This window comes from Methylomonas sp. MgM2 (genome assembly GCF_054172045.1).
Genome location: NZ_JBSYXO010000021.1, coordinates 66253 through 88795, shown reverse-complemented (window position 1 = coordinate 88795; position 22543 = coordinate 66253). Strand labels below are relative to the sequence as shown.

Annotated in this window: 23 protein-coding genes; 16 read left to right on the top strand and 7 right to left on the bottom strand. The window is 51.1% G+C overall.

Annotation, left to right across the window (positions count from 1 at the left end; translation table 11 throughout):
- Nucleotides 1-13 precede the first annotated feature (13 nt).
- Entirely contained in the window at nt 14-955 is a 942-nt protein-coding gene (locus ACW73I_RS15670) for a hypothetical protein (protein ID WP_458030356.1), read from the bottom strand.
- Between the two features lie 435 nt (nt 956-1390).
- On the opposite strand from ACW73I_RS15670, the gene ACW73I_RS15665 reads away from it, so the two are divergent.
- The 9 genes from ACW73I_RS15665 (at nt 1391) to ACW73I_RS15625 (ending at nt 7854) form a co-directional block, all read left to right on the top strand.
- Nucleotides 1391-3682 (top strand): DNA translocase FtsK, encoded by a 2292-nt coding sequence (locus ACW73I_RS15665; RefSeq protein WP_458030355.1) that lies wholly within the window; start codon nt 1391-1393, stop codon nt 3680-3682.
- A gap of 6 nt (nt 3683-3688) precedes the next feature.
- A complete protein-coding gene (locus ACW73I_RS15660; RefSeq protein WP_458030354.1) occupies nt 3689-3886 on the top strand; it encodes a hypothetical protein in 198 nt (65 codons plus the stop codon).
- A gap of 10 nt (nt 3887-3896) precedes the next feature.
- Entirely contained in the window at nt 3897-4181 is a 285-nt protein-coding gene (locus ACW73I_RS15655; protein ID WP_458030353.1) for a SemiSWEET family sugar transporter, read from the top strand.
- A complete protein-coding gene (gene cobO / locus ACW73I_RS15650; RefSeq protein WP_458030352.1) occupies nt 4171-4707 on the top strand; it encodes a cob(I)yrinic acid a,c-diamide adenosyltransferase in 537 nt (178 codons plus the stop codon). Before ACW73I_RS15655 ends, cobO begins: the two co-directional genes overlap by 11 nt.
- Before the next feature lie 64 nt (nt 4708-4771).
- Complete coding sequence (locus ACW73I_RS15645; protein WP_458030351.1) at nt 4772-5176, top strand: ketosteroid isomerase-related protein; 405 nt, start codon at nt 4772-4774, stop codon at nt 5174-5176.
- Nucleotides 5177-5314: 138 nt separating this feature from the next.
- Nucleotides 5315-5698 carry a hypothetical protein gene (locus ACW73I_RS15640; RefSeq protein WP_458030350.1) on the top strand — a complete coding sequence of 128 codons (384 nt, stop codon included), beginning with the start codon at nt 5315-5317 and terminating at the stop codon, nt 5696-5698.
- Nucleotides 5699-6272: 574 nt separating this feature from the next.
- Nucleotides 6273-6599, top strand: coding sequence for a cold shock domain-containing protein (locus ACW73I_RS15635; protein WP_458030349.1), 327 nt, complete (start codon nt 6273-6275; stop codon nt 6597-6599).
- Nucleotides 6600-6810: 211 nt separating this feature from the next.
- Entirely contained in the window at nt 6811-7587 is a 777-nt protein-coding gene (locus ACW73I_RS15630; protein ID WP_458030348.1) for a DUF3530 family protein, read from the top strand.
- A gap of 30 nt (nt 7588-7617) precedes the next feature.
- Nucleotides 7618-7854, top strand: a complete 237-nt coding sequence (locus ACW73I_RS15625; RefSeq protein WP_458030347.1) for a TIGR02647 family protein — start codon at nt 7618-7620, stop codon at nt 7852-7854.
- A 214-nt stretch (nt 7855-8068) separates the two neighbouring features.
- Here ACW73I_RS15625 and mutM read toward each other — a convergent pair whose 3' ends face one another.
- The 4 genes from mutM to ACW73I_RS15605 are packed head-to-tail and all read right to left on the bottom strand — an operon-like array spanning nt 8069 to nt 11181.
- Complete coding sequence (gene mutM, locus ACW73I_RS15620) at nt 8069-8890, bottom strand: bifunctional DNA-formamidopyrimidine glycosylase/DNA-(apurinic or apyrimidinic site) lyase (RefSeq protein ID WP_458030346.1); 822 nt, start codon at nt 8888-8890, stop codon at nt 8069-8071.
- Nucleotides 8891-8896: 6 nt separating this feature from the next.
- Complete coding sequence (gene hflD / locus ACW73I_RS15615) at nt 8897-9520, bottom strand: high frequency lysogenization protein HflD (protein WP_458030345.1); 624 nt, start codon at nt 9518-9520, stop codon at nt 8897-8899.
- A 5-nt stretch (nt 9521-9525) separates the two neighbouring features.
- Complete coding sequence (locus ACW73I_RS15610; protein ID WP_458030344.1) at nt 9526-9963, bottom strand: rhodanese-like domain-containing protein; 438 nt, start codon at nt 9961-9963, stop codon at nt 9526-9528.
- A 15-nt stretch (nt 9964-9978) separates the two neighbouring features.
- Entirely contained in the window at nt 9979-11181 is a 1203-nt protein-coding gene (locus tag ACW73I_RS15605; protein WP_458030343.1) for an EAL and HDOD domain-containing protein, read from the bottom strand.
- Between the two features lie 134 nt (nt 11182-11315).
- Between ACW73I_RS15605 and ACW73I_RS15600 the strand changes: the two genes are divergently transcribed.
- The 7 genes from ACW73I_RS15600 to ACW73I_RS15570 all read left to right on the top strand — a co-directional run bounded on the left by ACW73I_RS15600 (nt 11316) and on the right by ACW73I_RS15570 (nt 19535).
- Nucleotides 11316-11525 carry a heavy-metal-associated domain-containing protein gene (locus tag ACW73I_RS15600; RefSeq protein ID WP_458030342.1) on the top strand — a complete coding sequence of 70 codons (210 nt, stop codon included), beginning with the start codon at nt 11316-11318 and terminating at the stop codon, nt 11523-11525.
- Nucleotides 11526-11568: 43 nt separating this feature from the next.
- Nucleotides 11569-13824 carry a heavy metal translocating P-type ATPase gene (locus ACW73I_RS15595; protein ID WP_458030341.1) on the top strand — a complete coding sequence of 752 codons (2256 nt, stop codon included), beginning with the start codon at nt 11569-11571 and terminating at the stop codon, nt 13822-13824.
- 364 nt (nt 13825-14188) lie between these two features.
- Complete coding sequence (locus ACW73I_RS15590) at nt 14189-15127, top strand: Gfo/Idh/MocA family protein (protein WP_458030340.1); 939 nt, start codon at nt 14189-14191, stop codon at nt 15125-15127.
- Between the two features lie 13 nt (nt 15128-15140).
- Nucleotides 15141-16235 (top strand): DegT/DnrJ/EryC1/StrS family aminotransferase, encoded by a 1095-nt coding sequence (locus tag ACW73I_RS15585; protein WP_458030339.1) that lies wholly within the window; start codon nt 15141-15143, stop codon nt 16233-16235.
- Nucleotides 16236-16330: 95 nt separating this feature from the next.
- Nucleotides 16331-17473, top strand: coding sequence for a lipid-A-disaccharide synthase (gene lpxB, locus ACW73I_RS15580; RefSeq protein ID WP_458030338.1), 1143 nt, complete (start codon nt 16331-16333; stop codon nt 17471-17473).
- Nucleotides 17474-17515: 42 nt separating this feature from the next.
- On the top strand, nt 17516-18127 hold the full coding sequence (locus ACW73I_RS15575; RefSeq protein WP_458030337.1) for a class I SAM-dependent methyltransferase: 612 nt from the start codon (nt 17516-17518) through the stop codon (nt 18125-18127).
- Nucleotides 18128-18293: 166 nt separating this feature from the next.
- Nucleotides 18294-19535 (top strand): hypothetical protein, encoded by a 1242-nt coding sequence (locus tag ACW73I_RS15570; RefSeq protein WP_458030336.1) that lies wholly within the window; start codon nt 18294-18296, stop codon nt 19533-19535.
- A 43-nt stretch (nt 19536-19578) separates the two neighbouring features.
- On the opposite strand, the gene ACW73I_RS15565 is transcribed toward ACW73I_RS15570, so the two are convergent.
- Together ACW73I_RS15565 and ACW73I_RS15560 are read right to left on the bottom strand one after the other, a co-directional pair.
- Entirely contained in the window at nt 19579-21105 is a 1527-nt protein-coding gene (locus tag ACW73I_RS15565) for a tetratricopeptide repeat-containing sulfotransferase family protein (protein ID WP_458030335.1), read from the bottom strand.
- Nucleotides 21106-21268: 163 nt separating this feature from the next.
- Complete coding sequence (locus tag ACW73I_RS15560; protein ID WP_458030334.1) at nt 21269-22288, bottom strand: hypothetical protein; 1020 nt, start codon at nt 22286-22288, stop codon at nt 21269-21271.
- Between the last annotated feature and the right edge of the window lie 255 nt (nt 22289-22543).

Genomic DNA, 22543 nt, shown 5'->3' with positions numbered 1-22543 from the left:
TGGATGAAATCGGTTATTCAGCTAATCGTTTTGCGCTAGATAACAGATTCTTGGCATCTTTGACAAAAAGTTTCACGGCATCAGCCCTGTCTTTGAGGTCCGGATCCTGAATAGCGGCGTGCGCCTTCAAACAACTATCCGCAGTTCGCTCCAGGTTGGCTAAAAACTGTTTGTTAGGCAGTTCTTCCATGAGATCGAATAGTTCGTCTTCAACCAAGTGGCCCGCCGCGATCGATAACGCGGCTTTGCTCGCCGCCGTCGTAGTCGGATTTTGATAATCCTGGCGGAAGGCGTCGAACCATTGTTCACGCGTTGCCTTGGCATTAATTCGGCCGACTTTGACACGTTGTTGTTGGTGTTTTATATCCTCTTTCAGGGTTTGCACGATTAAAGAGACTGGTTCTTGCGCCTGTTTTACTTTTTCGTAAACGATAGTTCTCACTTTCAGGTCGACGTAAATTTTCGCCACGTCGATGATGGCAGTCGCTAATGCCGATTCCTTTGTGTCGACGGCGATATCGAGGGTTTTGGCAATGTCGATGAGATTGCCGCTCAGTTCTTCGGAGGTCTTTTCTATTTGCGCATCGTCTTTGAAAGAAGCGATTTCATTCAATGCCTGCGCATATAGACCCAAAGCGGCGACGGCGGCACGGTTTCTTCGCGTTTCGGAGAGCAAATTTTCGCCACGAACAGCGCAGTCCCATGGGGTAAGATAAGAAGCGTCTTTCTTTCTGCATTCCGGACTGTTATAAGCCGCTCCTAGGTCAACGCCAAGCATTGCGAGTTGGCGGTCGCTTTCGAGCGATTTTTCGTAGAATTTTCCGGATGCGTCGGAAAGAGCTTTCGCGCCGCGAGCGAATTCTCCAACCGCTTCCAGATTGGCGCAGCCGGACAGCAAAAGGCTGCAGCATAAAGCGTTAGCGATATGGGTGGCAACGTATCTGTAAGGTTTCATGTTTATCTCTTGGTATGAAAAACCGTCGTTTCTTCATGTGCTGACTTAGGTCTCGTAAAACCCGGATGTATTTGCTGGATACCGCGGCTATCAAAATATTGATGATCAGCTCGGCTTGCCACGCATGCGCATTTCTTAATTGAACTGTAGGTAATATTTGTGAGGTGTCAAACAGGACTCAGCCGTATATCATAGATCGGCTTGGCCGAAATTTGATTTCCGGCCGCAAAATGGATCCAAAATGTTAGCCACGTGCCGGCCGAGAAAACGTTATGGCGCGGCTTTGATTAGTGATCAAGTTCGCTGCTGTACCAAGTGCGAGATATTGTTGTCGATTGCGTTGCCGCGCTGAAACCTAGGCGAGCTAATGTTAAATCTGCTTTAATCATCTATAATCATGTTTTATTAGGCATTTATTTTAATGAGTATTGAATTATGGTAGCTGTTGTGGAAGAACGAACAGCGCGAGGAATTCGCGAAATCGGTTTATTGGGTTTTTCTTGCTGCGGACTGTTTCTTTTGATTGCGTTGTTGACGTTCGATTCCAATGATCCGGGATGGAGTCACAGTACCTCGTATCAAGCCATCAACAATGCCTGCGGCCTATTCGGCGCCTGGTTGTCCAATTTTGTTTTATATTTTTTCGGCCTAACGGCTTACTTGATCCCGCTGATGGTTTTTGTATACGGCTACATGTTGTATGTGTCCCATAAACCTCAGATCAATCGCTGGCTATTACTGACGCGGAGTGGCGGTTTTATAGCAACCATGGTCTCCGGCTCCGGGATTTTATGTTTGCATTTGCATTTTCTTAGAACCAAAGTCGATTTGCCGGAAAGTCCGGGCGGCATTCTCGGTCGCGAAATCGGCGATGTGTTAGTGCATCTTTTAGGGAATTCCGGTTCCACCTTGCTGTTGCTGGCGGTATTCATGATCGGTATTACTCTACTGACCGGCCTGTCTTGGCTAGCTACTATGAATTTGATCGGCAAATGCGCATTGGGATTGTTTTCCGTAGTAGGGAAGAAAGCATTGGAAGCACCGGCGCAACATCGAGCGGAGAAAAAACAACGTCCTGCCGTTAGCAAAAAAGTCCGCGTTTCCGATCATTTCGACGATGAGAAATCCAAGAAGTCCAAATTACAGATTCTGAACCCCAAGGTGGAAGATAAGCCGGTCGCCGTCAAACCTTTAAAAGCTAAAGCCGCCAAGGCCGCAGACGATCGGGGAGGGGAAATCTATTTAAACACACTGCCGTCGCTCACGCTGCTGGAGAAGAGGGAAAATAAAGTAAAGCGGTACTCCAATTCGGAATTGGAGGAGATTTCCAAGCAAGTTGAAGATGTGTTGCTGGATTACGGTATTTCGGCGGAAGTCGAGGCCGTATTGCCGGGCCCGGTTATCACACGGTTTGAATTGCGTCCGGCTGCCGGCGTTAAAGTCAGCCGGATCAGCAGTTTGGCTAAGGATTTGGCTCGCGGTCTTTCGGTAACCAGCGTACGCATCGTCGAAGTAATCGAAGGTAAGTCGGTCATCGGGTTGGAGATTCCGAACCGGGAACGTGAAATGGTCTCGCTGAGGGATTTGCTCGAATCGGACAAGTTCGAACGCTCCAAGTCCAAACTTACGATTGCGATGGGTAAGGATATATCCGGCGTGCCGGTCATCGCCGATTTGGCGAAAATGCCGCACGCCTTAGTGGCGGGTACCACCGGCTCGGGTAAGTCGGTCGCGATCAACACGATGATTCTAAGTCTTTTGTATAAGTCCAAGCCCGAAGACGTGCGTTTGATCATGATCGATCCTAAGATGCTGGAGCTGTCGGTTTACGAGGGCATCCCGCATTTGCTGACCCCGGTGGTTACCGACATGAAGGACGCCCAAAACGCCTTGCGCTGGGCGGTAGCGGAGATGGAACGCCGTTATAAATTAATGTCCAAGCTCGGGGTGCGCAACATAGCGGGCTATAATCACGCGGTTAACGAAGCCGAAGCCAAGGGACAGCCGATTCGCGATCCGTTATTTACGCCTGAAGCGCCGATGCCGGTGGAAGACTATCCGATTCTGGCGACTTTACCCAGTATCGTCATCGTCATCGACGAGCTGGCCGACATGATGATGGTGGTCGGCAAGAAGGTCGAAGAGCTGATCGCGCGTTTGGCGCAAAAGGCCCGCGCCGCCGGTATCCATTTGGTGTTGGCGACGCAACGTCCGTCAGTCGACGTGTTGACCGGTTTGATCAAAGCCAATGTACCGACCCGAATTTCCTTCCAAGTGTCGTCGCGTATCGACTCGCGGACTATCATCGATCAGGGCGGCGCCGAAGCCTTGCTGGGTAACGGCGATATGCTGTTCCTGCCTTCCGGCACCAGTATTCCGTTGAGGGCTCATGGTGCTTTCGTGGACGACCACGAAGTGCATCGGGTTGTGGAGTTCATGAAGAAAACCGGGCCGACCGATTATCTGGACGAAATTACCCAAGAACGCACCGACAGCGGCGAGTTGACCAGTCTCGATAGTGACGAGAGCGAGAACGATCCTATATACGATCAAGCCGTCGCGTTCGTGACCGAGTCCAGAAAAGCTTCGATTTCCAGCGTACAGCGCCGCTTCAAAATCGGCTACAATCGCGCGGCCCGTATCATAGAAGATATGGAAAACGCCGGAGTAGTCAGCCCGGCTGAAACCAATGGTTCTCGCGAGGTATTGGCGCCGCCGCCGCGTTAATCTCCCATGCCTTTTGCAATCGCGATATTGTTGTTGGTGCTGGCGGTTTCCGCGCTGGGTGCGGTCTGGCTGGTCCGGCGCAAAACCGCCGAGAAAGCCGTCAAGATCATGATGTTCGTCGGTTATTTTTGGCTGCTTACTTTTTTTCAGGTATCGCTGATTGCTTTATTTTATTCGGCTCGACAACACTTTTTTCCTGTCTGAAATTTAATCAATGAATATGACTCCCGATTTGATCGGATATGTGGCAGCCATGTTGACCACGGCTTCCTTTTTGCCGCAAGCCATTTTAACCTTGAAAACCCGCGACACCGAATCGCTATCGTTTGGAATGTATGCCTTGTTTACCTCCGGCGTATTGTTGTGGCTGATTTACGGGATTTATTTGTCCAATCCCGCGATTATCGCCGCCAATGGCGTCACATTGATGCTGGCCGCGCTGATATTGGCTGTCAAAGTCCGTAACACCTGGTGCGTGGGAAAGCCGAATGAAGAGTAGGGACAGGCGCAAAGGTATAGTGCTGGTGCATACCGGCGAGGGCAAGGGCAAGTCTTCGAGTGCCATTGGGGTAGCGTTTCGCGCTGCGGGCTGGGGGATGAAGGTCTGCGTGATTCAATTCATCAAGGGACAGTGGCAAACCGGTGAGCAGAAGGCCGCCGAGCGCTTCGACAACATCGAATGGCATGCTCTGGGCGACGGTTTTACCTGGAACACCAAAAATCCCGAGCAAGATATCAAAACCAGTCGCGAGATTTGGGAGTTCGCCAAACGAAAAATCTTGTCCGAGGCATTCGATTTGGTCGTGCTGGATGAGATCAATTATTGCTGCGGTTATGACTGGATTAGCGGTCAGGAAATCGCCGATTTTATCCGTCATGAAAAGCCGGCCTGGATGCATTTGCTACTCACCGGGCGTAATGCCGCGCCTGAAGTCGTTGAAGTCGCCGATACGGTGACCGAAATGAGGCCGGTCAAGCATGCTTACCAAGCAGGCATCAAAGCCGAACAAGGGGTTGAATTTTAAGCTGAAAAAATCCGCCGTTTCTGGCAAAATTGCCGGTTTTTTCAACCATTCAGTGAGTGCAATCATGCAACAAGCCAAAGAACTGATCCAAAATTACTATCAAGCTTTCAACAATGGCGACATGGATACCTTCCTGAGCTTGCTGGCTGATGACGTGGTGCATGACATCAACCAAGGCGGCCGCGAACAAGGCAAAGAAGCGTTCGCCAAATTCATGGAGAAAATGAATCGGCATTATTCTGAGCAATTGGTCGACATGGTGATCATGGCAAACGAAGAGGGTACCCGTGCCGCGGCGGAATTTGTGGTTTTGGGCGAATACCTGAATACAGACGAAGGCTTGCCTGAAGCCAAAGGCCAAAGATATCGGCTGCCGGCCGGCGCATTCTTCGATATCCGCGACGGCAAAGTGGCGCGCGTTACCAATTATTACAATCTGGAAGATTGGATTGCGCAGGTGGAAGCTTAGCCGTTTTTGTCGGCCATACCGTGACGATTTCGTGCGCTTTAAGAATCATCAATTGCTGATAGTGTCAACATGGCATAGAATCCGGTCCGGTAACACCTCGGATTTTCCGAACATAATTATAAATGGAGGAGAGCAACCATGAGTGAAGAACAGAAATCTATAAGCGAAACCCAGAAAATGATCATTGCTGTGATCGGCGTATTTGTGGTCGGTTTTTTAATGGTCGGCGCGAGCAAAGAGCAAACTAACGAGCAAAAAGAAGCCGCGTCACAAATTCGGTCGCTTGTGGCAATGCAGGACATGGCCAATCAAAAATGCCCGAAGTTGATAGAGAAGCATACGGGTTCACAAGTGTTTTTCCCATCTAAAACCGATACCGATAAGGAAACCTACGTGACTCTAGAATGGGTGGGCGAAGCAGGCGATAATTTCAAAACAGCTTCTTGCACCTTGCGTCAGCAACTAGGCGGCGTATCCAAGCTGGTGATAGACGGTAACGTATTAATCGACAAAAAATTCTAATCCTAAGGCGTTCCTGTAAGGGATCAGGAGCGCCGCCATTCTCTTGCTCCAGCATCCAAGCCTTTCCGATCTAACCGCTTGCAACTATATTTTCTCTGAACGGGCTAAGCACTAGTCTGTCTAAAAAATAACGTTATTTTATTTTTTTACGCATTTTATGATTTTCCGGCGCTAGCAATATGGTGGACATCGGCAAACTTATTCTTATTAACCTATGAACGCCATGCGGTAATGGGCCGGAAAAATTACCCAAAACGACGACGGTTCAGCCTTAATATGGCGATCGGGCTAGACTGAAACGGATTAGAGCTAACTGCATGCAGTTCCGAACTTCAAACCTGGCCGAGCGCGACGTTTTGATATCTGTACCGAGGGTTCCAACATGCAGCCGAAACCGTGGGGCATTACGCGGCGGACAATGTCGTGCTCGATCTCATCATCGAACAGCATTTATCGGGGCTTAGCGGATGAAAGTTTAAATTTTTTACAGCGGACCTATCCGTCACGTTTGGAAATAAAAGACGAGCACGGATCGCTATTATGGCAATAGTACTGTTAGACAGAGGTAAAGACGATGACACAAGCATTTCAAAAAGGTATTTTGAAAACCTGGAAAGACGATAGAGGCTTCGGTTTTATTAAGCCAGAGGATGAAGGTAAAGACGTTTTCGTGCATATTTCCGCGTTGAAAGGCATGGCACGCCGGCCGATTCGCGGCGACGTTCTGTTTTATCAAGTGGGACAAGATGCAGGCGGTAAATTCAAAGCTATCAATGCGCGGATTGAAGGTGTCGAATTGTTGCAGCCGCACACTAAGGTGCCAAGAAAATGGTTATGGATAATAGCCGCAGCCTTAGGTTTGGTCAGCGCTGCAGTTGCAGCCTATGCGTATTTGACATGATTAAGCTAAAACTCACGCATGCGTTAACCATAGCGTGGATTAACGGCTGAAAATGGCCGATATTGAAGAGCGCATTAAAACAAACGGCCATTCGTTTACAGGAACTTATAGGGGATTTTTTGCGAGCCGACAAATTTTCATCGCTGCGGTCACGATCCGGGCTTCATGGTGGCTGCGATGTTATTCATACGAACTGCGGCGGTGAAGCGTTGTGATTTTGCGTATTTTGCTATTATGCGGATTTCTTATACATTCGTTAGGGGCTGACGCAAGCGACCGGCTACGCGAATTGGAGTACGCTAACGAACTGCAGCGTGGCGGTTTGATCGGAAATGTTGTCCGGTTAAGCGCTGAAGGGCAGTCGTTTTTAGGGCTAATGACTGACGCAGAGAGAACCGACAACAAGAATGCGGTTCTGGTGTTACACGATATGGGCGGGCACCCGGATCAGAAGCCCTTGGTGCACGGACTGCGCACCATTTTAGCTGAGCATGACTGGATGACCTTAGCTATCCAGTTACCGTTACGCGAAACCGGTGCGCACGCCGTGGATTATTACGGCTTGTTTGACGAAGCCAAGATGCGTATTGAGTCAGCGGTCGAATATCTACGAAATAACGGCGCCAAGAATATTGCTATCGTCGGCGTAGGAGTAGGGGCGGCGATGGCGGCTTATACACTGAGTCTCGATCCGAACGCATTGTTCGCATTGGTCACCATTAGCTTACCGGTCCCCGACCTTAATTTGCCGCAAGCAAACATCGGCGATTTCATCAAAAATATTGCTTTGCCGTTTCTAGACATTTATGCTGAGTTCGATTTGCCCGAGGTCGCCGGTAGCGCGCATCTCCGCAAAATGTCGGCTAAAGATAACCCGGTGTATCGGCAAATTAAAATAAACGGCGAAAACCACGCCTACCGCTTCAATCCTAATTTGGTGATAAAACGCGTCAATAGCTGGCTTGCGTTAAACTTATCGCCCAATTGATGTTAAAGCCCACTGTCCAGGAGTTTATATATGCGCTTGTCCGACGAAATAGTCGCGGAAATCCGTTTGTTATCGATATTCAATTTAGCCTCGCATCAGGAAGGCATTAAAGTGCATCACGACGCCGAACCCCAGTTGGTGGAGGCGGCCGCGCGTTTGTTCGGCAAAGGTTTGACCACCCAATCGGACGGCGGCTACTTGACGGATTTAGGGATTGAAGCGGCCGAACATGCACAACAATTGCTGACAATTTTAACTGCGAAATAAGGATTTGGCCAAAAACCACTTCCCGTTTTGCCGGTGCGAACCCTGGGGCATACCGAATGAGGAACGCCGTGAACCCTTCCATGGGGGCTTGACGGCAGCGTCCTTGCTGCCGACATCCTCGCTCGGCACGTCCCCAGTGACTATTGCCATATCGGGAAGTTATTTTGGACGATATCCTAAGTAAACTTAGCGCCGTGTTTGATCGGCTGAATCGTTAATCCGCCATTGGCTGGCAGTGGCCGCAAAAATAGCTGGCGCGTTGGCCGATTTTCATCTGTTGTACGGGTTCTTCGCAACGTAAGCATGTTTTTCCGCCACGGCCGTATACGAATAACGATTGCTGGAAGTAGCCGGGCTTGCCTTGGGCGTTGGTAAAGTCTCTCAGCGTCGTGCCGCCCTGTTCTATGGCCTTGTCTAACACAGTTTTAATGGCTTCGGCCAAGCGTTGATAATCAGGCAAGGCAATCGCGCCTGCCGGGCGCTTAGGATGTATGCCTGCCAAAAATAACGATTCGTTCGCATAAATGTTTCCGACTCCGGCCACGATATGGCTGTCCATGATGACATTCTTGATTGGCGCGGTCCGGTTTCGGCCGCGGTCGTACAAGTAATCGGCACTGAAAGCATCCGATAAAGGTTCCGGGCCGAGGGTTGCCAACAAGGGGTGAGTTGCCGGGGCTTCTGTCCAGAGTACCGCACCGAATTTGCGTTGGTCGTTTAATCGAAGCACCGTATCGTCGTCAAACACGAAGTCGATATGGTCGTGTTTGCCCGGCTTTTGTTCCGGCGTCGTGATACGCAAGTTACCCGACATGCCTAGGTGCAAAATGATGGTCCCGGCACTAGTGACCAAAAGAAGATATTTTCCCCGGCGTCCGACTTCGTTTACGCTTAGCCCGGGCAAGGTCGAGGCTAAGGCGTCGGGAACCGGCCAGCGCAGCTGAGATTGGCGTACAACAAGAGCATTAATTCTTTTTCCCAGAATATGGGGGCTAATACCGCGTCGGGTCGTTTCAACCTCGGGCAATTCCGGCATGGATTTTTAGATGTGGGACTGTAAACGGTTAGCCTCGTCTTGTATTTTTTTGCGAGACAATATCAGCTGCCAGCGGCTTCCGCCGCATTGCCGCCACAACAGGCTAGCCCGAATGCCGGCCAGTAGCAGAGCGCGGATCTTATTGACGACGATTTGGTTTCCCAAATGTTGCGGGTCGCCGTTGATCATGATGCGTGGTTGCAAGGTGCTGATGGTGCTGTGGTAAATATCGGCCAGATTGGCCAACACATTTTCATGCATCACGCCAAAATGTTCGGACTGATTCTGCGCTTTTGTGATGCCGACGCGGATCGCGTTCATCATTGCCTGATTTTGACTCAGCTGTTTTTGTAAGTGCACCAACTGAGCGGCGTATCGCGCTTGTTCCGGGTTGGCGACCACACGGCTGGTTAATTGTTTGTCGAGTTGTTCCAGGCCGAGTCGAATGCCTGCCAAACCACCGAATACGTCGGTGACGCTATCTGAATCGATTTTTAGCAAGCTGCCTATGCTTGCCGCCATCGCTTCTTGGTCGGCGTTACCGGTGGTGGCCAGCTGGCGCACGAGATAACAAGCCTGTGCAATGCCGGCTAGACCAATAGTCTGATTGCTGAGCGACTTTAATGACATGTCTGTTACTTACAAGCTACTTTCATGCAGTTGGGGGAGACGGGGTGTCCGGATTCGATCCAAGACTGTAGCCCGTTTTCTAAATGATACACGTTCTTCATGTCTAGTTGCTGAGTCAAAAACGTACCGACTTTAGCGCTGCGATTACCTGAACGGCATACCAGAATCACCGCTTGGTCAGGAGAGGATTTCATTTGCTCTAAAGCGGCCAACCATTTTTCATCGTCAAATTTGCCCTGCCGATCGAACGATTGCAGTTTGTAACTGTTGGAGATAATCCCCGAGGCCTGCCATTCGGCTTCGGTGCGGACGTCGACGACCAGCGCGTTCCGGGTTTGTTGCATTTCCAATAATTGTTCGGGCGTTACCGTTTGCAGTTCGGTAGCCAATAATGCGCCGCTGAAAACAAAGCAGGACAGGAATAGTGTCGGAAAATATTTCATGTCGATTTAAAAGCGTTATCTGATATACGGAGATACATCATTAGTCCACCACTGGATGCTCTCCAGGTAAATTGCGGCTATGCGTTGAGGTTCGATATTGCAGAAGGTCGGTTTGTTGACATCCCAACGTTCGTAATCCAGTGCATATTGTAACGCTTCTCCGGCCAATCCGGTTTTCCGTAAAATCGAGGCGGTAATGTCGGGGGATAAAGGCAAGGGCTGTAAGGCCTGGTCCAACGGTTTGTTCAAAATGGCATCTAAACCCGAAAACAGACCGATCAAGAAGTAAAGCTCTTTATCTTGCTTAATTTCCTGAGCCAGCAATTCGCACATTTTAGCGCGCACCAACATTGATTGCAGTACGGCGGGCGCTTGCGAGCACATCGAAGACAAGGTCAAAATGTTGACCCAGCGCCGTATTTCTTTTAAGCCCAGAAAAGCCAGGGCATGCTGGATGGATTCTATTTTGTTCGGTAACGCAAAGGAGGCGGAATTGATATAGTAGAGCAGCTTATAGCTTAGGCCTACGTCTTTCGATACGGCCTTGGCGATATCTTGAAAGCCGACATCGTCATTGTTGATAATCGCCAATAGCTGAATGGCGGCAGCTTGATTGACGCTTACGCGCTTGCCTTCGACCAGCTTCGGTTTGCTGAAAAAAAAGCCTTGAAACAGTTCGCAGCCCCATTGCTTCAACAATTCGAATTCTTGGTGCGTTTCGACCTTTTCGGCCAACAGGGTCAGTTTATACGGCTTCAATTTTTCGATTATTTGCCGTGTTTCGTCGAGGCTATTGGCTAAAACATCCAGTTTAACGATATCGGAAAACTCCAAAAGCGGCAGCCATTGCGGCGTTAATGCAAAATCGTCGAGCGCAATGGTATAGCCTTGGGCTGATAATTCTCTTAGGTTGTTGATAATGCGTAAATCCACCACAACATCTTCCAGCACCTCAATCACGATTCGATCCTTAGGCAGTTGTAGAGGTGTTTTTTCCAAAATATTTTGAGCGGTGAAGTTTATAAACGCCAAATGCGGTCCGACCAGTTCGTTTAAACCTATTTCCAAGATGGTATCGGTAATGACCTGGTTGGTGGCCGACGTGGCGTCGTCTTTCGCGGATAAATCGAATTGATTGCCCCGAAACAGAATTTCGTAAGCAAAAGTATTCAGTTTGCTGTCTAAAATTTGTTGGCGGCCAATGAGGAAATCTGTCATGCGGTTTACGAATCAACAACCGTTGAATTATGATGGAAATATGGGTGCCTTATATCATGAGCGGTAAAATTTAGTCGAGCACTCGTACGAAAGAGTTAACTGGTCAAATTTCAAACTAAGTTAGGAGAAACGTTATGTCGGAATCAGTATCGATTGCAGTAAGCGGAATGAAATGCGGAGGCTGTGAAAATACCATTAATAAGGCGGTATCGGCCATTGACGGTGTTTTATCGGTCAAATCGTCATTTCAAGATAATCGGGTCGACGTTGAATTCGACCCGGAAGTTACCGACCTTGAATCCATCGAAGATGTTATTGAAGATGAGGGTTTTCAGGTTGAATAAATAAAGGCCGGTTTCTTCCGGCCCACTTTCCGAGCAGATTGTTATGAGTACAGAACAAACATTGAGTCAGGACAAGGAAACACGCTTATCCATCTTGGGTATGCGCTGCGCCGGTTGTATTGCGGCAGTCGAAACGGCATTGCAAGGTGTGACGGGCGTTAAGAGCGTTAATGTCAATTTTGCCGATAATTCGGCGGTTGTGATCGGTAATCCTGATCCGGAGTTACTCAAATCCTCTCTGCAAGCCGCGGGTTATGATGGCGCGGTTATGGAAGGCTTGGAGGACCCGAGCGATGAAGAAAGACAGGAAGAGGAACGCTATCGGTCTTTGATGAGAAAAGCGGCCGTGGCCGGAGCTTTGGGCATTCCGCTGATGCTTGGCGCGCACCTCGGTTGGTTTCCGCTCATGGGTACACCCGCGGGCGTCGGATTTTGGACCAAGGTATCCTTTTTGACTTTGGTTGTGCTGTTCTATTCGGGAGGGCATTTTTTCACGGGCGCTGTGAAATTACTCCAGGTCAAACAGGCCAATATGGATACCTTGATTGCTTTGGGTACCGGTTCCGCCTGGTTATATTCGTCTATCGTGATCGACTATTCGGATCAGTTGCCGTCGTTGTCCAATCATGCTTATTTCGAAGCCTCGGCCATTATTTTAGCCTTCATCAATCTGGGCAGCGCGTTGGAAACCCGGGCGCGAGGCAAAACCTCGGCAGCAATCAGGGCCTTGATCGGTTTGCAACCGCGCACGGCGCGCGTGGTGCGAAACGGTCAGGAAATCGATATTCCCATTGAGGAAGTCGGTTTGGGCGAAACCTTGCGGGTAAGGCCGGGCGAAAAGATCGCCGTCGATGGCGAGATCATCGAGGGTCATTCGACCGTCGATGAGTCGATGCTGACGGGCGAGTCGCTGCCTGTCGAAAAAATTGTTGGATCGAATGTGGCGGCCGGCACGATTAACCAGCACGGCAGCTTTTTGTTCAGCGCGACGCGCATAGGCCGCGACACCGCATTGGCTCAGATCATTCACAGCGTCAGACAAGCGCAAAACAGTAAGCCGGCCTTGGCTCGGTTGGCCGATAAAATTTCGGCTATTTTTGTGCCGACCGTCGTTGCGATTTCGGTGTTGACCTTTTTTGTCTGGCTGATTGCCGGTCCCGACCCCGCTTTGGGTTACGCCTTCGTGACTTCCATGACGGTTTTGGTGATTGCCTGTCCGTGCGCCTTGGGCTTGGCGACGCCGATTTCAGTCATGGTTTCGGTGGGGCGGGCCGCGCAAATGGGCGTGTTGATTCGTAAGGGTGAAGCCTTGCAAACCGCGGGAAAACTGACCTGTCTGATTTTGGATAAAACCGGGACGGTGACGGTAGGCAAACCCACCTTGGCACATGTGAGCGCGTTCGAGGATTACAGTGAAGAGCAGGTATTGCTAAAGGCGGCCAGTCTGGAATCGGGCTCGGAACATCCGCTGGCCGCCGCAATCATCGCGGCGGCTGCGGAAAAACAACTGCAGTTGGAAAAGGTCAGACGCTTTCATGCGGTGGCGGGACATGGAATTAGCGGCAAAATCGACGGTAAGCAATGGTTGTTCGGTAATGCCAAGTTGATGGCCGAAAACGGCATCGATGCGGACAGTCACGGCGACGCGATGAGCGAGTTGTCGGCATTGGGGCAGACACCGATGCTGCTTGCGGTCGATAAAACCGTTGTCGGCATCGTGTCCGTGGCCGATCCGATAAAATCCGACTCGGCTCAAGCGGTTTCGCAATTGCGTAAACGCGGTGTCCGCATATTGATGGTAACCGGCGATAACGAAATTACCGCGAAAGCGATCGCGGCACAGGCCGGCATAGCCGAAGTCCGGGCTCAGGTCTTGCCGACGGATAAGGCGGAAGTCGTGAAGGAATTGCAAGCACAGGGCGAGGTCGTCGGCATGGTGGGCGACGGTATCAACGATGCCCCCGCATTGGCGCAGGCCGATGTCGGTTTCGCAATCGGTACCGGAACCGATGTTGCGATCGAAAGCGCCGATGTCGTGTTATTGCAAGGTTCCTTGTTGAAGGTGCCGGAAGCAATCGAGTTGTCGAAGCTGACCGTCAGAAACATCAAGCAGAATCTACTCGGCGCGTTTTTCTACAATACCATCGGAATTCCGGTCGCCGCCGGCCTGCTCTATCCGGTGTTCGGCATCTTGTTGAATCCCATGATAGCCGGCGCCGCCATGGCCATGTCGTCGGTGACGGTCGTCAGCAACGCGAACCGTTTGCGTTGGATCAAACTGGACGAAGAGCGCAATTAGCGGCAAATCGTGCGGTTGACGGATGTATGTCGGTGTCATGCCGAAACGGATTGCGCGTTTAAGCGGCCCTCAGGCTAAGGCGGTCATTGTTAACCAATCCGGTGGAATCTTTTGCTTTTAAGATGCCGAGGTATTGAATGTCGGTTTTGATTGGATTAGTCAAGAATGGCGGTGGCTGGAACAACGGCCACCGTTTCGCTTCGGCATGACGAGCGGCATTTATTGTTTCGTACGCGGAAATTCCGGTTCTATTCAGCACGCTTTTCAACTGATCATTCGGTGACTAAATTAGTGTTACAATGCGCCGCTTTTATGCCCTGGTTCGTTTGAGATCGGGGAAATTGGGAACCAAGTACGGTAATCTATGAGTAAACTAAAGTGCGCGGTTATCGGCGCAGGTTATTTGGGAAAATTTCATGCAGAGAAATATGCGTCGCTAAAAGACTGTAAGTTAGTCGCGGTAGTGGATATCAATCCCGAAGCTGCCGAGCAAGTTGCGCGACAATACGGCGCGGAGGCTTTGACTGATTACCAGCCCTTGTTGGGTAAAGTCGATGCGGTCAGTGTGGTGGTACCGACCAGTCTTCACCACATGGTATCCCGGGATTTTTTGAACGCAGGAACCCACGTTCTGGTCGAAAAGCCGATTACGGTTAGCGTCGAGGAGGCCGACGAATTAATCGCGATCGCCAAGGAAAAAAACGTTATTTTGCAGGTCGGCCACCTCGAACGCTTCAATCCGGCCATACGCGGCTTGGATATCTCTGAAGAAAAACCGCTGTTCATCGAATCGCATCGCCTTTCCCCATTCAACCCGCGCGCCAACGATGTCAGTGTGGTACTGGATTTGATGATACACGACATCGACATCATCCTCGCTTTGGTCGATTCCGAAGTGGAACGTATCGATGCCAGCGGCACCGCGGTATTGACGCAGGGCACCGACATTGCCAATGCCCGTATCACGTTCAAGAACGGTAGTGTCGCCAACGTCACGGCCAGCCGCATCAGCATGAAAATGGAACGCAAAATGCGCATGTTCCGTCCTTGCTCCTATATTTCGGTGGATTTTCAGAACCGGGTGCTGGTCAAACACAAAACCGGCGAAAAAGAAATGTTTCCCGGCATTCCGGAAATCGTCACGGAAGAATCGGTATTCGAAACCGGCGATGCCTTACTGGAAGAAATCAAACATTTTGTCAATTGCATCAAGACAGGCGAAAATCCACTGGTGCCGGGTGAAGCCGGTCGCAAGGCGTTGGCGACCGCTATCGAAATCACCCGTTTTTTAAAACACGGATAAAGGGTTACCCAATATGATCCCTATGGTCAACCTCAAGGCGCAATATGCCGAAATTCAAGACGAAATCGTTGCCGGTTTCTCCGAAACCCTGGAAACCTGTGCGTTTATTCTTGGGCCGAATGTACAGGCTTTCGAAAAAGAAGCCGCCGAATATTTAGGGGTCAAGCATGCCATCGGCTGTGCTTCCGGCACGGATGCCTTGCATTTGGCCCTGCGGGCAGCCGGCATAGGCGAGGGGGACGAGGTCATTACCACGGCTTTTACCTTCATAGCCACCGCCGAGGCGATTAAATATGTGGGCGCTACGCCTGTGTTTGTCGATATCGATCCGGGCACCTTCAACATTACGCCGGAAAATATCGCAAAAGCCGTTACGCCCAAGACCAAGGCGGTGATGCCGGTACATTTGTTCGGCCAACCGGCCGACTTGCCGGCCATCAAAGCCATTTGCGAAAAACATGATCTGAAATTGATCGAAGATTGCGCGCAATCTTTCGGCGCTACGGTCAGCAATCAGCAAACCGGCAGTTTCGGCGATGCGGCCGGTTTCAGTTTCTTCCCCAGCAAAAATCTGGGATGTTTCGGCGACGGGGGTCTGGTTACGACCAACAGCGACGAGGTTGCCGCCAAGGTTAAACAGTTCCGTAATCACGGTTCGGACGTCCGTTATTATCACGACGTGATCGGCTACAACAGTCGCTTGGACGAATTACAGGCCGTGGTATTACGGACCAAATTGAAACGCATCGATCGATACAATGCGGCTCGCAGGCACGCGGCGCATTTATATTCCAGCCTGATGGCCGATTTACCGTTAACCACGCCCTACGAAGACGGTATCGGCGTGCACGTCTATCACCAATACACCTTGTTGTGCGATCGCCGCGAACAGGTCATGCAAGCCCTGCAAGACCGGCAAATAGCCTGCGCGGTCTATTATCCGGTGCCGCTGCATCAACAAAATGCGTTTAAAGACGATTGTGCCGGCATGTCGTTGCCGGTAACCGAATCGGTGGCGGCTCGTTGTTTTTCATTGCCGATCTGCGCTAACCTGGCTGACGACACCGTTAAACAAATCGTCGACGTGATTCGGGTAGCGTTGACCTGATAATTTAATTCAATGTATAGGGTGGGTTAGCGTAGCGTAACCCACCGTCCATTTTCATGGTAGGCATACGCTACGCTAATCCACCTTACGATAGTATGTCATTTCCCCCTTATACCGTTTTATTCAGTGCCGGTGAATCCTCCGGCGATCAGCATGCGGCCCATATGTTCCAGGACATGCAAAAGCAGTGTCCCGGCATTCGGGGTATCGGGATGGGCGGCAGCAAGATGCGCCAATCCGGCATAGACATCCGCTTCGATTCATCGGGCATAGGCGTCATAGGGCTGGTGGAAATACTAAAACACTACGGCGAGATCAAGCGCGCGCTGAAGCTGATGAAAACCATCGTCGCCGAAGAAAAGCCGGATCTGTTGGTTTGCGTCGATTACAAAGAGTTCAATTTAAAGCTGGCGCAATTCGCCAAACGTCAGGGCGTCAAAGTACTGTTTTACGTCAGTCCGCAGGTATGGGCCTGGCGTCCCGGACGGGTGAAGACTTACGGCAAGGCCATCGACATGATGGCGGTGATTTTCCCGTTTGAAACCGCTTATTACGAGGCCGAAAACGTGCCGGTGCGATATGTAGGCCACCCGTCTGTGGATAAAGTAAATCCTTTACGCAGCAAGTCCGAAGACTTTGCGGTATTCGGGCTGGATGCGTCGCGGCCGGTCGTCGGCATCATGCCCGGCAGCCGCGTCAATGAAATCAATCGCATGCTTCCGGTCATGCTGGAGGCCGTGCAATTGCTGTCTCAGCGGCGTCCGGAGCTGCAATTTATCTTGCCGCAAGCCGATTCTATCAGTGACGATAGCTTGCAGAGCCATTTACAAGGCTTTCCGGTAGCCGTCAAGATCGTCAAACATCAGGTCTACGATGTGATTCAGTGCTGCGGTGCCGTCATGACCACGTCCGGTACGGCTTCGCTGGAAATTGCCTTGCTTCGGGTGCCGATGCTGATTGCTTACCGTTTGTCTTTCTTCTCTTATTGGCTCGGTAAGCAATTAGTAAAAATTCCGTTTATCGGTTTGCCGAACATCATCGCCGGTAAACCGATCGCGAAGGAATTGATTCAAGCGCAGGCCAATGCGGCAAATTTGGCGGATGAGATTGAAAACTTGCTTTACGATAAAGCCTATCGCGATACCGCTATCGATGAGTTGTCTCATGTGAAGGAATTGTTGGGCGAGGGCGGCGGTTCGGCGAATATGGCGAAGCTGGCGTTGGAAATGCTGCAATAACGGCAACAGGCCGAATGCGCTTATTTGCGGAGGAATGACGGTATGACGGATTTATTTAAAGAGAAAGCGCAGGACTGGGATATGGACCGGATGATCAAGGCGCTGTCCTCAGGTGTCGGTACCGCTATCCAAGCCAACGTCGCATTAACGGAAACCATGCGGGTGATGGACTTCGGCGCCGGTACCGGATTGATCAGCTCGCAAATCGCGGACAAGGTTGAAAAAGTGACCGCCGTGGATGTTTCTGAGGCCATGTTGGCCAAATTGACGGCCAAGCCCGAATTGCACGGCAAAGTGGAGGTCTTATGCCGGAATATCCTGGAGCAGCCTTTGCAGGACCGTTTCGACTTGATTGTCAGCGCCATGGCCATGCATCACGTGCAAGACACGGAAAAAATGATTGCATGTTTTGCCGGCCATCTAAAGCCGGGCGGCCAAATCGCGCTGGCCGATTTGGACCAGGAAGACGGAACTTTTCATCCGGCCGAAACGGACGGCGTTTACCATTATGGTTTCAATCGCGTCGATTTCCAGGCCTTACTGCTTAAACACGGCTTCGAAAGTATCCGCTTCGTGACTGCGCATACCATTGATAGGGAAAATAAGTCGTATCCGGTATTTTTGGTCTTGGCGACCCGGGGAGCCGGCGAATAGAAACCCGCTTCAAGTTTTGCCTGACTCATGCCTCGGTAGAAGGTACGAACCCCAGCGCGCTCCGCCCAGGGTTTACTTGCGAGACACATCATGTCGCGTCGCTCGCTTAAGTGGCAAAAACTTAAAGCCTTTCCTGCAGAAAGCGTGACGCAATCGGAGCTTGTTAATGAAATTGATCGTTAAGTCGATCGGATTGCTGTTGTTACTTCTAGTCTGTGTGCCGCTCTTAAGCGTTGAGGACAAACCTTTATTGCGTCATAGAGCCGATTTATCGCCGCAACGCATTGCACAAGGAAAACGGGTGTTGGAAAGCAATGACCCGCGTCATCTGAAGTCGGGTATGGTCACGCAAGCGCGTTTGACCGAGCGGGACTTGGATCTAGCAATCAATTACGCTGCCAACCAAATATTGGATGGAGTCGCGGGCTTGTCCATTGCAAGCGGTCGCGCTTGGCTGAGTGTGACGCTGAATTTACCCGACAATCCCGTTGGGCGATTTTTAAACGTGAAAGTCGAGCTTAGGCAGACGCGTACCCGGCCGAAAATCGATCATATGACTATAGGCAAGCTTCGGATACCGGCGGTAGTGGCCGAGCCGATATTCCAATATGCGGTGATGCATTTCATGCCGGGAGCCGATTGGAAATCGTTGGCCGCGATGATCAAGCGTGTCGAATTCAGGCCTAAACAAACGATAGTGACCTATCAATGGCGCGACGACTTGCCCGGCAAACTCGGTGCCGCGTTGTGGCCTGATTCAGATCAAAACCGGCTGGCGTTTTATCAATCCAAACTGGTAACGCTGACGCGAGCGAGCAGGCGCCAATTGAAATTGACGGCGCTAATGAATCCCTTGTTTCGGTTAGCCGCCGAGCGCAGTCGGCATGGCGACGCTATCGCGGAAAACCGCGCGCTGATATTGGTCTTGGCCTCTTATGTCAATTCCAAAGACCCTGCTAAATTAATCCCGGTCGCGAGTGCCTGGCCTAGGCCGGTCTGGCGCACCGTTACATTGAACGGGCGCAGCGATCTTAGCAAGCATTATCTGGTTTCGGCGATGCTGGCGGCCTACGCCGGTACGCCATTGGCGGATGCGGTGGGTATATATAAGGAAATCGAAGATGCGCGGGGAGGTAGCGGTTTTTCGTTTAACGATATCGCCGCGGACCGGGCCGGCAGACGCATGGGAGAATTGGCCGTGAAAACCGACGCTGCGGCGCGACGCATTCAAAGGCAATTGGCTATCGCAAAGGAAAGCGATTTCATGCCTGCGACCGCCGATTTGCCGGAATTCATGCCGGAGGCGGAGTTCAGGCGCCGTTTCGGCGGGCTGCAAGGCGCAAAATACCGGCAAATGATGATTGACATAGACCGGCGTATTGCGGAGCTTGCTATTAATCGATATTAGACTGCGTAGGCCGGAAACGCGTGCGCTTATTCCGGCCTACGGCTTATTGGTAGCCGTAAGCCTCGATGAATGGTTTTAATGTATCCAAAATAGCCGCGTATTCGGATTCGTAACGCTTCCAGCGGCCGACCGACGACGAATACAAGGGTTGCGCCACCTGGCTGAAGCTGGGGCTGGCGATGACTTTGCCGACGGCGTTCTTGTGAAAATCGGCGACGCCCGCATCCCATTCCAGGCCGAGAAAATCGAATACCTGACGGAAGGAGGCTTCGAAATCGAATACCGCATCCTCGTAACGGAATTCGATAAACTCCATGCTGAGTCTGGTTTTGACAGTCGCCCACCAGTCCATTATTTGGGCATAAAATTGCGCCGTGCCTTCCCAAGTCAGCAAATGCACGGTCGAAGGCGTCGGGATCATGGTCTGCATGAAACAGCTCAGGCAGACGTCGCGCGGGTCGCGCAGCAGAAATATCAGCTTGCCGTCCGGAAAAATGCAGTTGATCAAACCGATGTCTATGCTGTTCATCGTGGTTTTATCCAGAAACAGCTTCGAACCGATGTTATCGCCGAACAAGGACTTGGCCCTTTGCCAATAGAATTCGCGCAGATGCAAGACGCCGTCGAAATCGAGCCGCTGCAACATCTCCGGCATGTTGCCTTTATGATTGAACATGCGCTTCAATTCATTGACTGTTGCCATGATCAGATCGGTTTCGTCGGCTACGAAAACCTCCGGATGCGCGCCGAGCACTTCCTGAGTCAACGTGGTGCCGGTACGCATGAATCCCAGCACGAAGACCGGCGCCGGTTGGTTTGGCGGGAAGTCGATACTAGTCCATCGGCCCAGCAAATCGCGGTCGAATTCGCGATTATAAATCTCCAGCATGCTCGGCACCATGCGCGCATCCTGACGCTGAACTTCAGGCAGTTCGGAAGATACTTTGCCGGCCGCATGTAGATGGGTAAAGACTTGTTCGTAAGCACCCAATTTATCCAATACGCGCGCGAGTTCCTTGTGAGCGCGAAATTTTTCTTCCGCCGATAATCCAATGTTATGGAGTACTTTTTCCAGCCGCCGCCGTGCGGATTCCAGATCGCCGGCGGTGATTTCCAAGGTGGCGACCAGAATCGAAAGCATGGCGCTGTCGGGCACCAGTTTCAAGGCTTGTTTACCGACGGATAGCGCTTGTTTCTTTTGATTCAGACGTGAATGAGATAAGGCGAGTAATTGGTATCCGCGTACGTATTTGGGGTCGATTTGAGTGGCCAGTTTGCATAAATCCGCCGAACCCTGGTAATCGTTCCAGTGCTGCAGCTGGTCGGCCAAGTCCACGACCAATTTGACGTCCCGGTTTTTTCTGGCTTTTTTGGCCAATAATTGGCCGGACTGCCGTAAGTGTTTTAGGCCTTCATCCTTGTTTCCCTGCCAGCATAATGTTTGGCCCAAGCAAGCCAGCACTTGCGGGTCCTTGGGGTTTTCTTTAACAGCCTGGCTAAACCAGCGCACGGCTTCGGGGAGGTTTTTATTCTGTATGGCAGCCTGGCCCAGGCGCATGGATTCGCTCATGATGTTTTTCTTAGGGTTTCAGATGGTTACCGTTCATTGTAACATTCGTCGGAATAGCGAGATTTGCCAATAATAGTGCCGGCACAAATAAGAAAACCCGCGGCTACGGTAGGTGTAGCGCGGGTTTGGGGATGCCGGTCCGTGGCAGATTTTGCTTATCCTGTTAAGCTTTGATATGCTTGCGGCGCTGTATGCCGATAAAGCCGGCCAATGCGCTACCGAACAGCCAAACGGCGCCCGGCACGGGTACCGGCGCGCCGGAAATCATCAATTGGTAGTCGTTGCGAGTGATGGTCCAATCCCCAGCTTGGAAGCCACCTAAAAAAATGGTGTAGATTTTACCCGCTTCTGCGGTAAATGTGGCGCTATTACCGTTTACGTCATCCAGAATGAAGTTTTCCAGGCCGCTTCCTCCTGTGAACGGGTTATTCGGGGTCAGGCGGAACGCATTGTCACCGACCGCTTGGACAAATCCCGGGTCACCTCCGTGCCAAGATCCATGGTGTAGGTATGTATGAGTGGCGATGTCCGTGGTGTCCATACCTTCAAATACGGTAAACCCGTAATCGGGGGTCTCGTCAGTTTGGCCGTTTGACAGCAGGCTGGCGATGGATAACGTGACGGTTTGGGTTACTGTCGATCTAAATAAACCGATGTCGGTGTCGTGTCTCCATCCGTTGTTTACATTATCGTGCCATGCGCCTTGGGCGGTATCGATATCGGCGTAGTTGAAGGTGGTGCCGTCGGCTAATACTGTATTGGCATACCATTTATTGGAATCCAAGCGAGAAATTTCTGCCGTTTCACCGGCGCCGATCACGGCGGTCCAATGTAGAACCTGGACACCCGAATAATTAAAGTTAGGATCGGTACGCGGATCGTTGCCGACCCACGGAACCTCTGCGTTTCCAGCGGGATAAGAAAAAGCGGGATTATACCCGTTTGAATATAGGGGGCCATCGCCGCATGAGCTGCCAGCGCCGCCGCAACCATTCGCCGCCGTTCTCATCCAGCCGTCTGTGCCATTGCCATCCGAGCCTCCCGAGACCAAAGTATGAGGCGCTGGGCGGTCGTGGTTGAAGGTGTTATACGAAGTTGTGCTAGCGTTGGCGGTCGAGACGCCGACCAGGGCCGAGCCGGACAAAGTGATGGCGATAGCCTGGGCTAATTTGCTGATTTTCATAATGTTGAATACCTCATGTCCTTTTCAATTAATGAAGTGTTTATTACCGATTAGGCAACTTGCGAACACGACTCAAACAACGATACCGCCGTTATTTCAAACTCTCAATATAATTCGCTGTTTCCTGCAGGGGGCAAGCTATTTTTTGGCGAATCTGCAGCGGATCTAGTCATGTATTTCAATGCAAAGCGGTTACGGAATCTTGTTTTGACTTAAAGGGAACAGGTTGCAGATTTACCCTTATTCTTAAGCAAA

Coding starts and splice junctions, on each gene's coding strand:
- ACW73I_RS15670 (WP_458030356.1), bottom strand. CDS start 955: ATGAAACCTTACAGATACGTTGCCACCCATATCGCTAACGCTTTATGC.
- ACW73I_RS15665 (WP_458030355.1), top strand. CDS start 1,391: ATGGTAGCTGTTGTGGAAGAACGAACAGCGCGAGGAATTCGCGAAATC.
- ACW73I_RS15660 (WP_458030354.1), top strand. CDS start 3,689: ATGCCTTTTGCAATCGCGATATTGTTGTTGGTGCTGGCGGTTTCCGCG.
- ACW73I_RS15655 (WP_458030353.1), top strand. CDS start 3,897: ATGAATATGACTCCCGATTTGATCGGATATGTGGCAGCCATGTTGACC.
- cobO (WP_458030352.1), top strand. CDS start 4,171: ATGAAGAGTAGGGACAGGCGCAAAGGTATAGTGCTGGTGCATACCGGC.
- ACW73I_RS15645 (WP_458030351.1), top strand. CDS start 4,772: ATGCAACAAGCCAAAGAACTGATCCAAAATTACTATCAAGCTTTCAAC.
- ACW73I_RS15640 (WP_458030350.1), top strand. CDS start 5,315: ATGAGTGAAGAACAGAAATCTATAAGCGAAACCCAGAAAATGATCATT.
- ACW73I_RS15635 (WP_458030349.1), top strand. CDS start 6,273: ATGACACAAGCATTTCAAAAAGGTATTTTGAAAACCTGGAAAGACGAT.
- ACW73I_RS15625 (WP_458030347.1), top strand. CDS start 7,618: ATGCGCTTGTCCGACGAAATAGTCGCGGAAATCCGTTTGTTATCGATA.
- mutM (WP_458030346.1), bottom strand. CDS start 8,890: ATGCCGGAATTGCCCGAGGTTGAAACGACCCGACGCGGTATTAGCCCC.
- hflD (WP_458030345.1), bottom strand. CDS start 9,520: ATGTCATTAAAGTCGCTCAGCAATCAGACTATTGGTCTAGCCGGCATT.
- ACW73I_RS15610 (WP_458030344.1), bottom strand. CDS start 9,963: ATGAAATATTTTCCGACACTATTCCTGTCCTGCTTTGTTTTCAGCGGC.
- ACW73I_RS15605 (WP_458030343.1), bottom strand. CDS start 11,181: ATGACAGATTTCCTCATTGGCCGCCAACAAATTTTAGACAGCAAACTG.
- ACW73I_RS15600 (WP_458030342.1), top strand. CDS start 11,316: ATGTCGGAATCAGTATCGATTGCAGTAAGCGGAATGAAATGCGGAGGC.
- ACW73I_RS15595 (WP_458030341.1), top strand. CDS start 11,569: ATGAGTACAGAACAAACATTGAGTCAGGACAAGGAAACACGCTTATCC.
- ACW73I_RS15590 (WP_458030340.1), top strand. CDS start 14,189: ATGAGTAAACTAAAGTGCGCGGTTATCGGCGCAGGTTATTTGGGAAAA.
- ACW73I_RS15585 (WP_458030339.1), top strand. CDS start 15,141: ATGATCCCTATGGTCAACCTCAAGGCGCAATATGCCGAAATTCAAGAC.
- lpxB (WP_458030338.1), top strand. CDS start 16,331: ATGTCATTTCCCCCTTATACCGTTTTATTCAGTGCCGGTGAATCCTCC.
- ACW73I_RS15575 (WP_458030337.1), top strand. CDS start 17,516: ATGACGGATTTATTTAAAGAGAAAGCGCAGGACTGGGATATGGACCGG.
- ACW73I_RS15570 (WP_458030336.1), top strand. CDS start 18,294: ATGAAATTGATCGTTAAGTCGATCGGATTGCTGTTGTTACTTCTAGTC.
- ACW73I_RS15565 (WP_458030335.1), bottom strand. CDS start 21,105: ATGAGCGAATCCATGCGCCTGGGCCAGGCTGCCATACAGAATAAAAAC.
- ACW73I_RS15560 (WP_458030334.1), bottom strand. CDS start 22,288: ATGAAAATCAGCAAATTAGCCCAGGCTATCGCCATCACTTTGTCCGGC.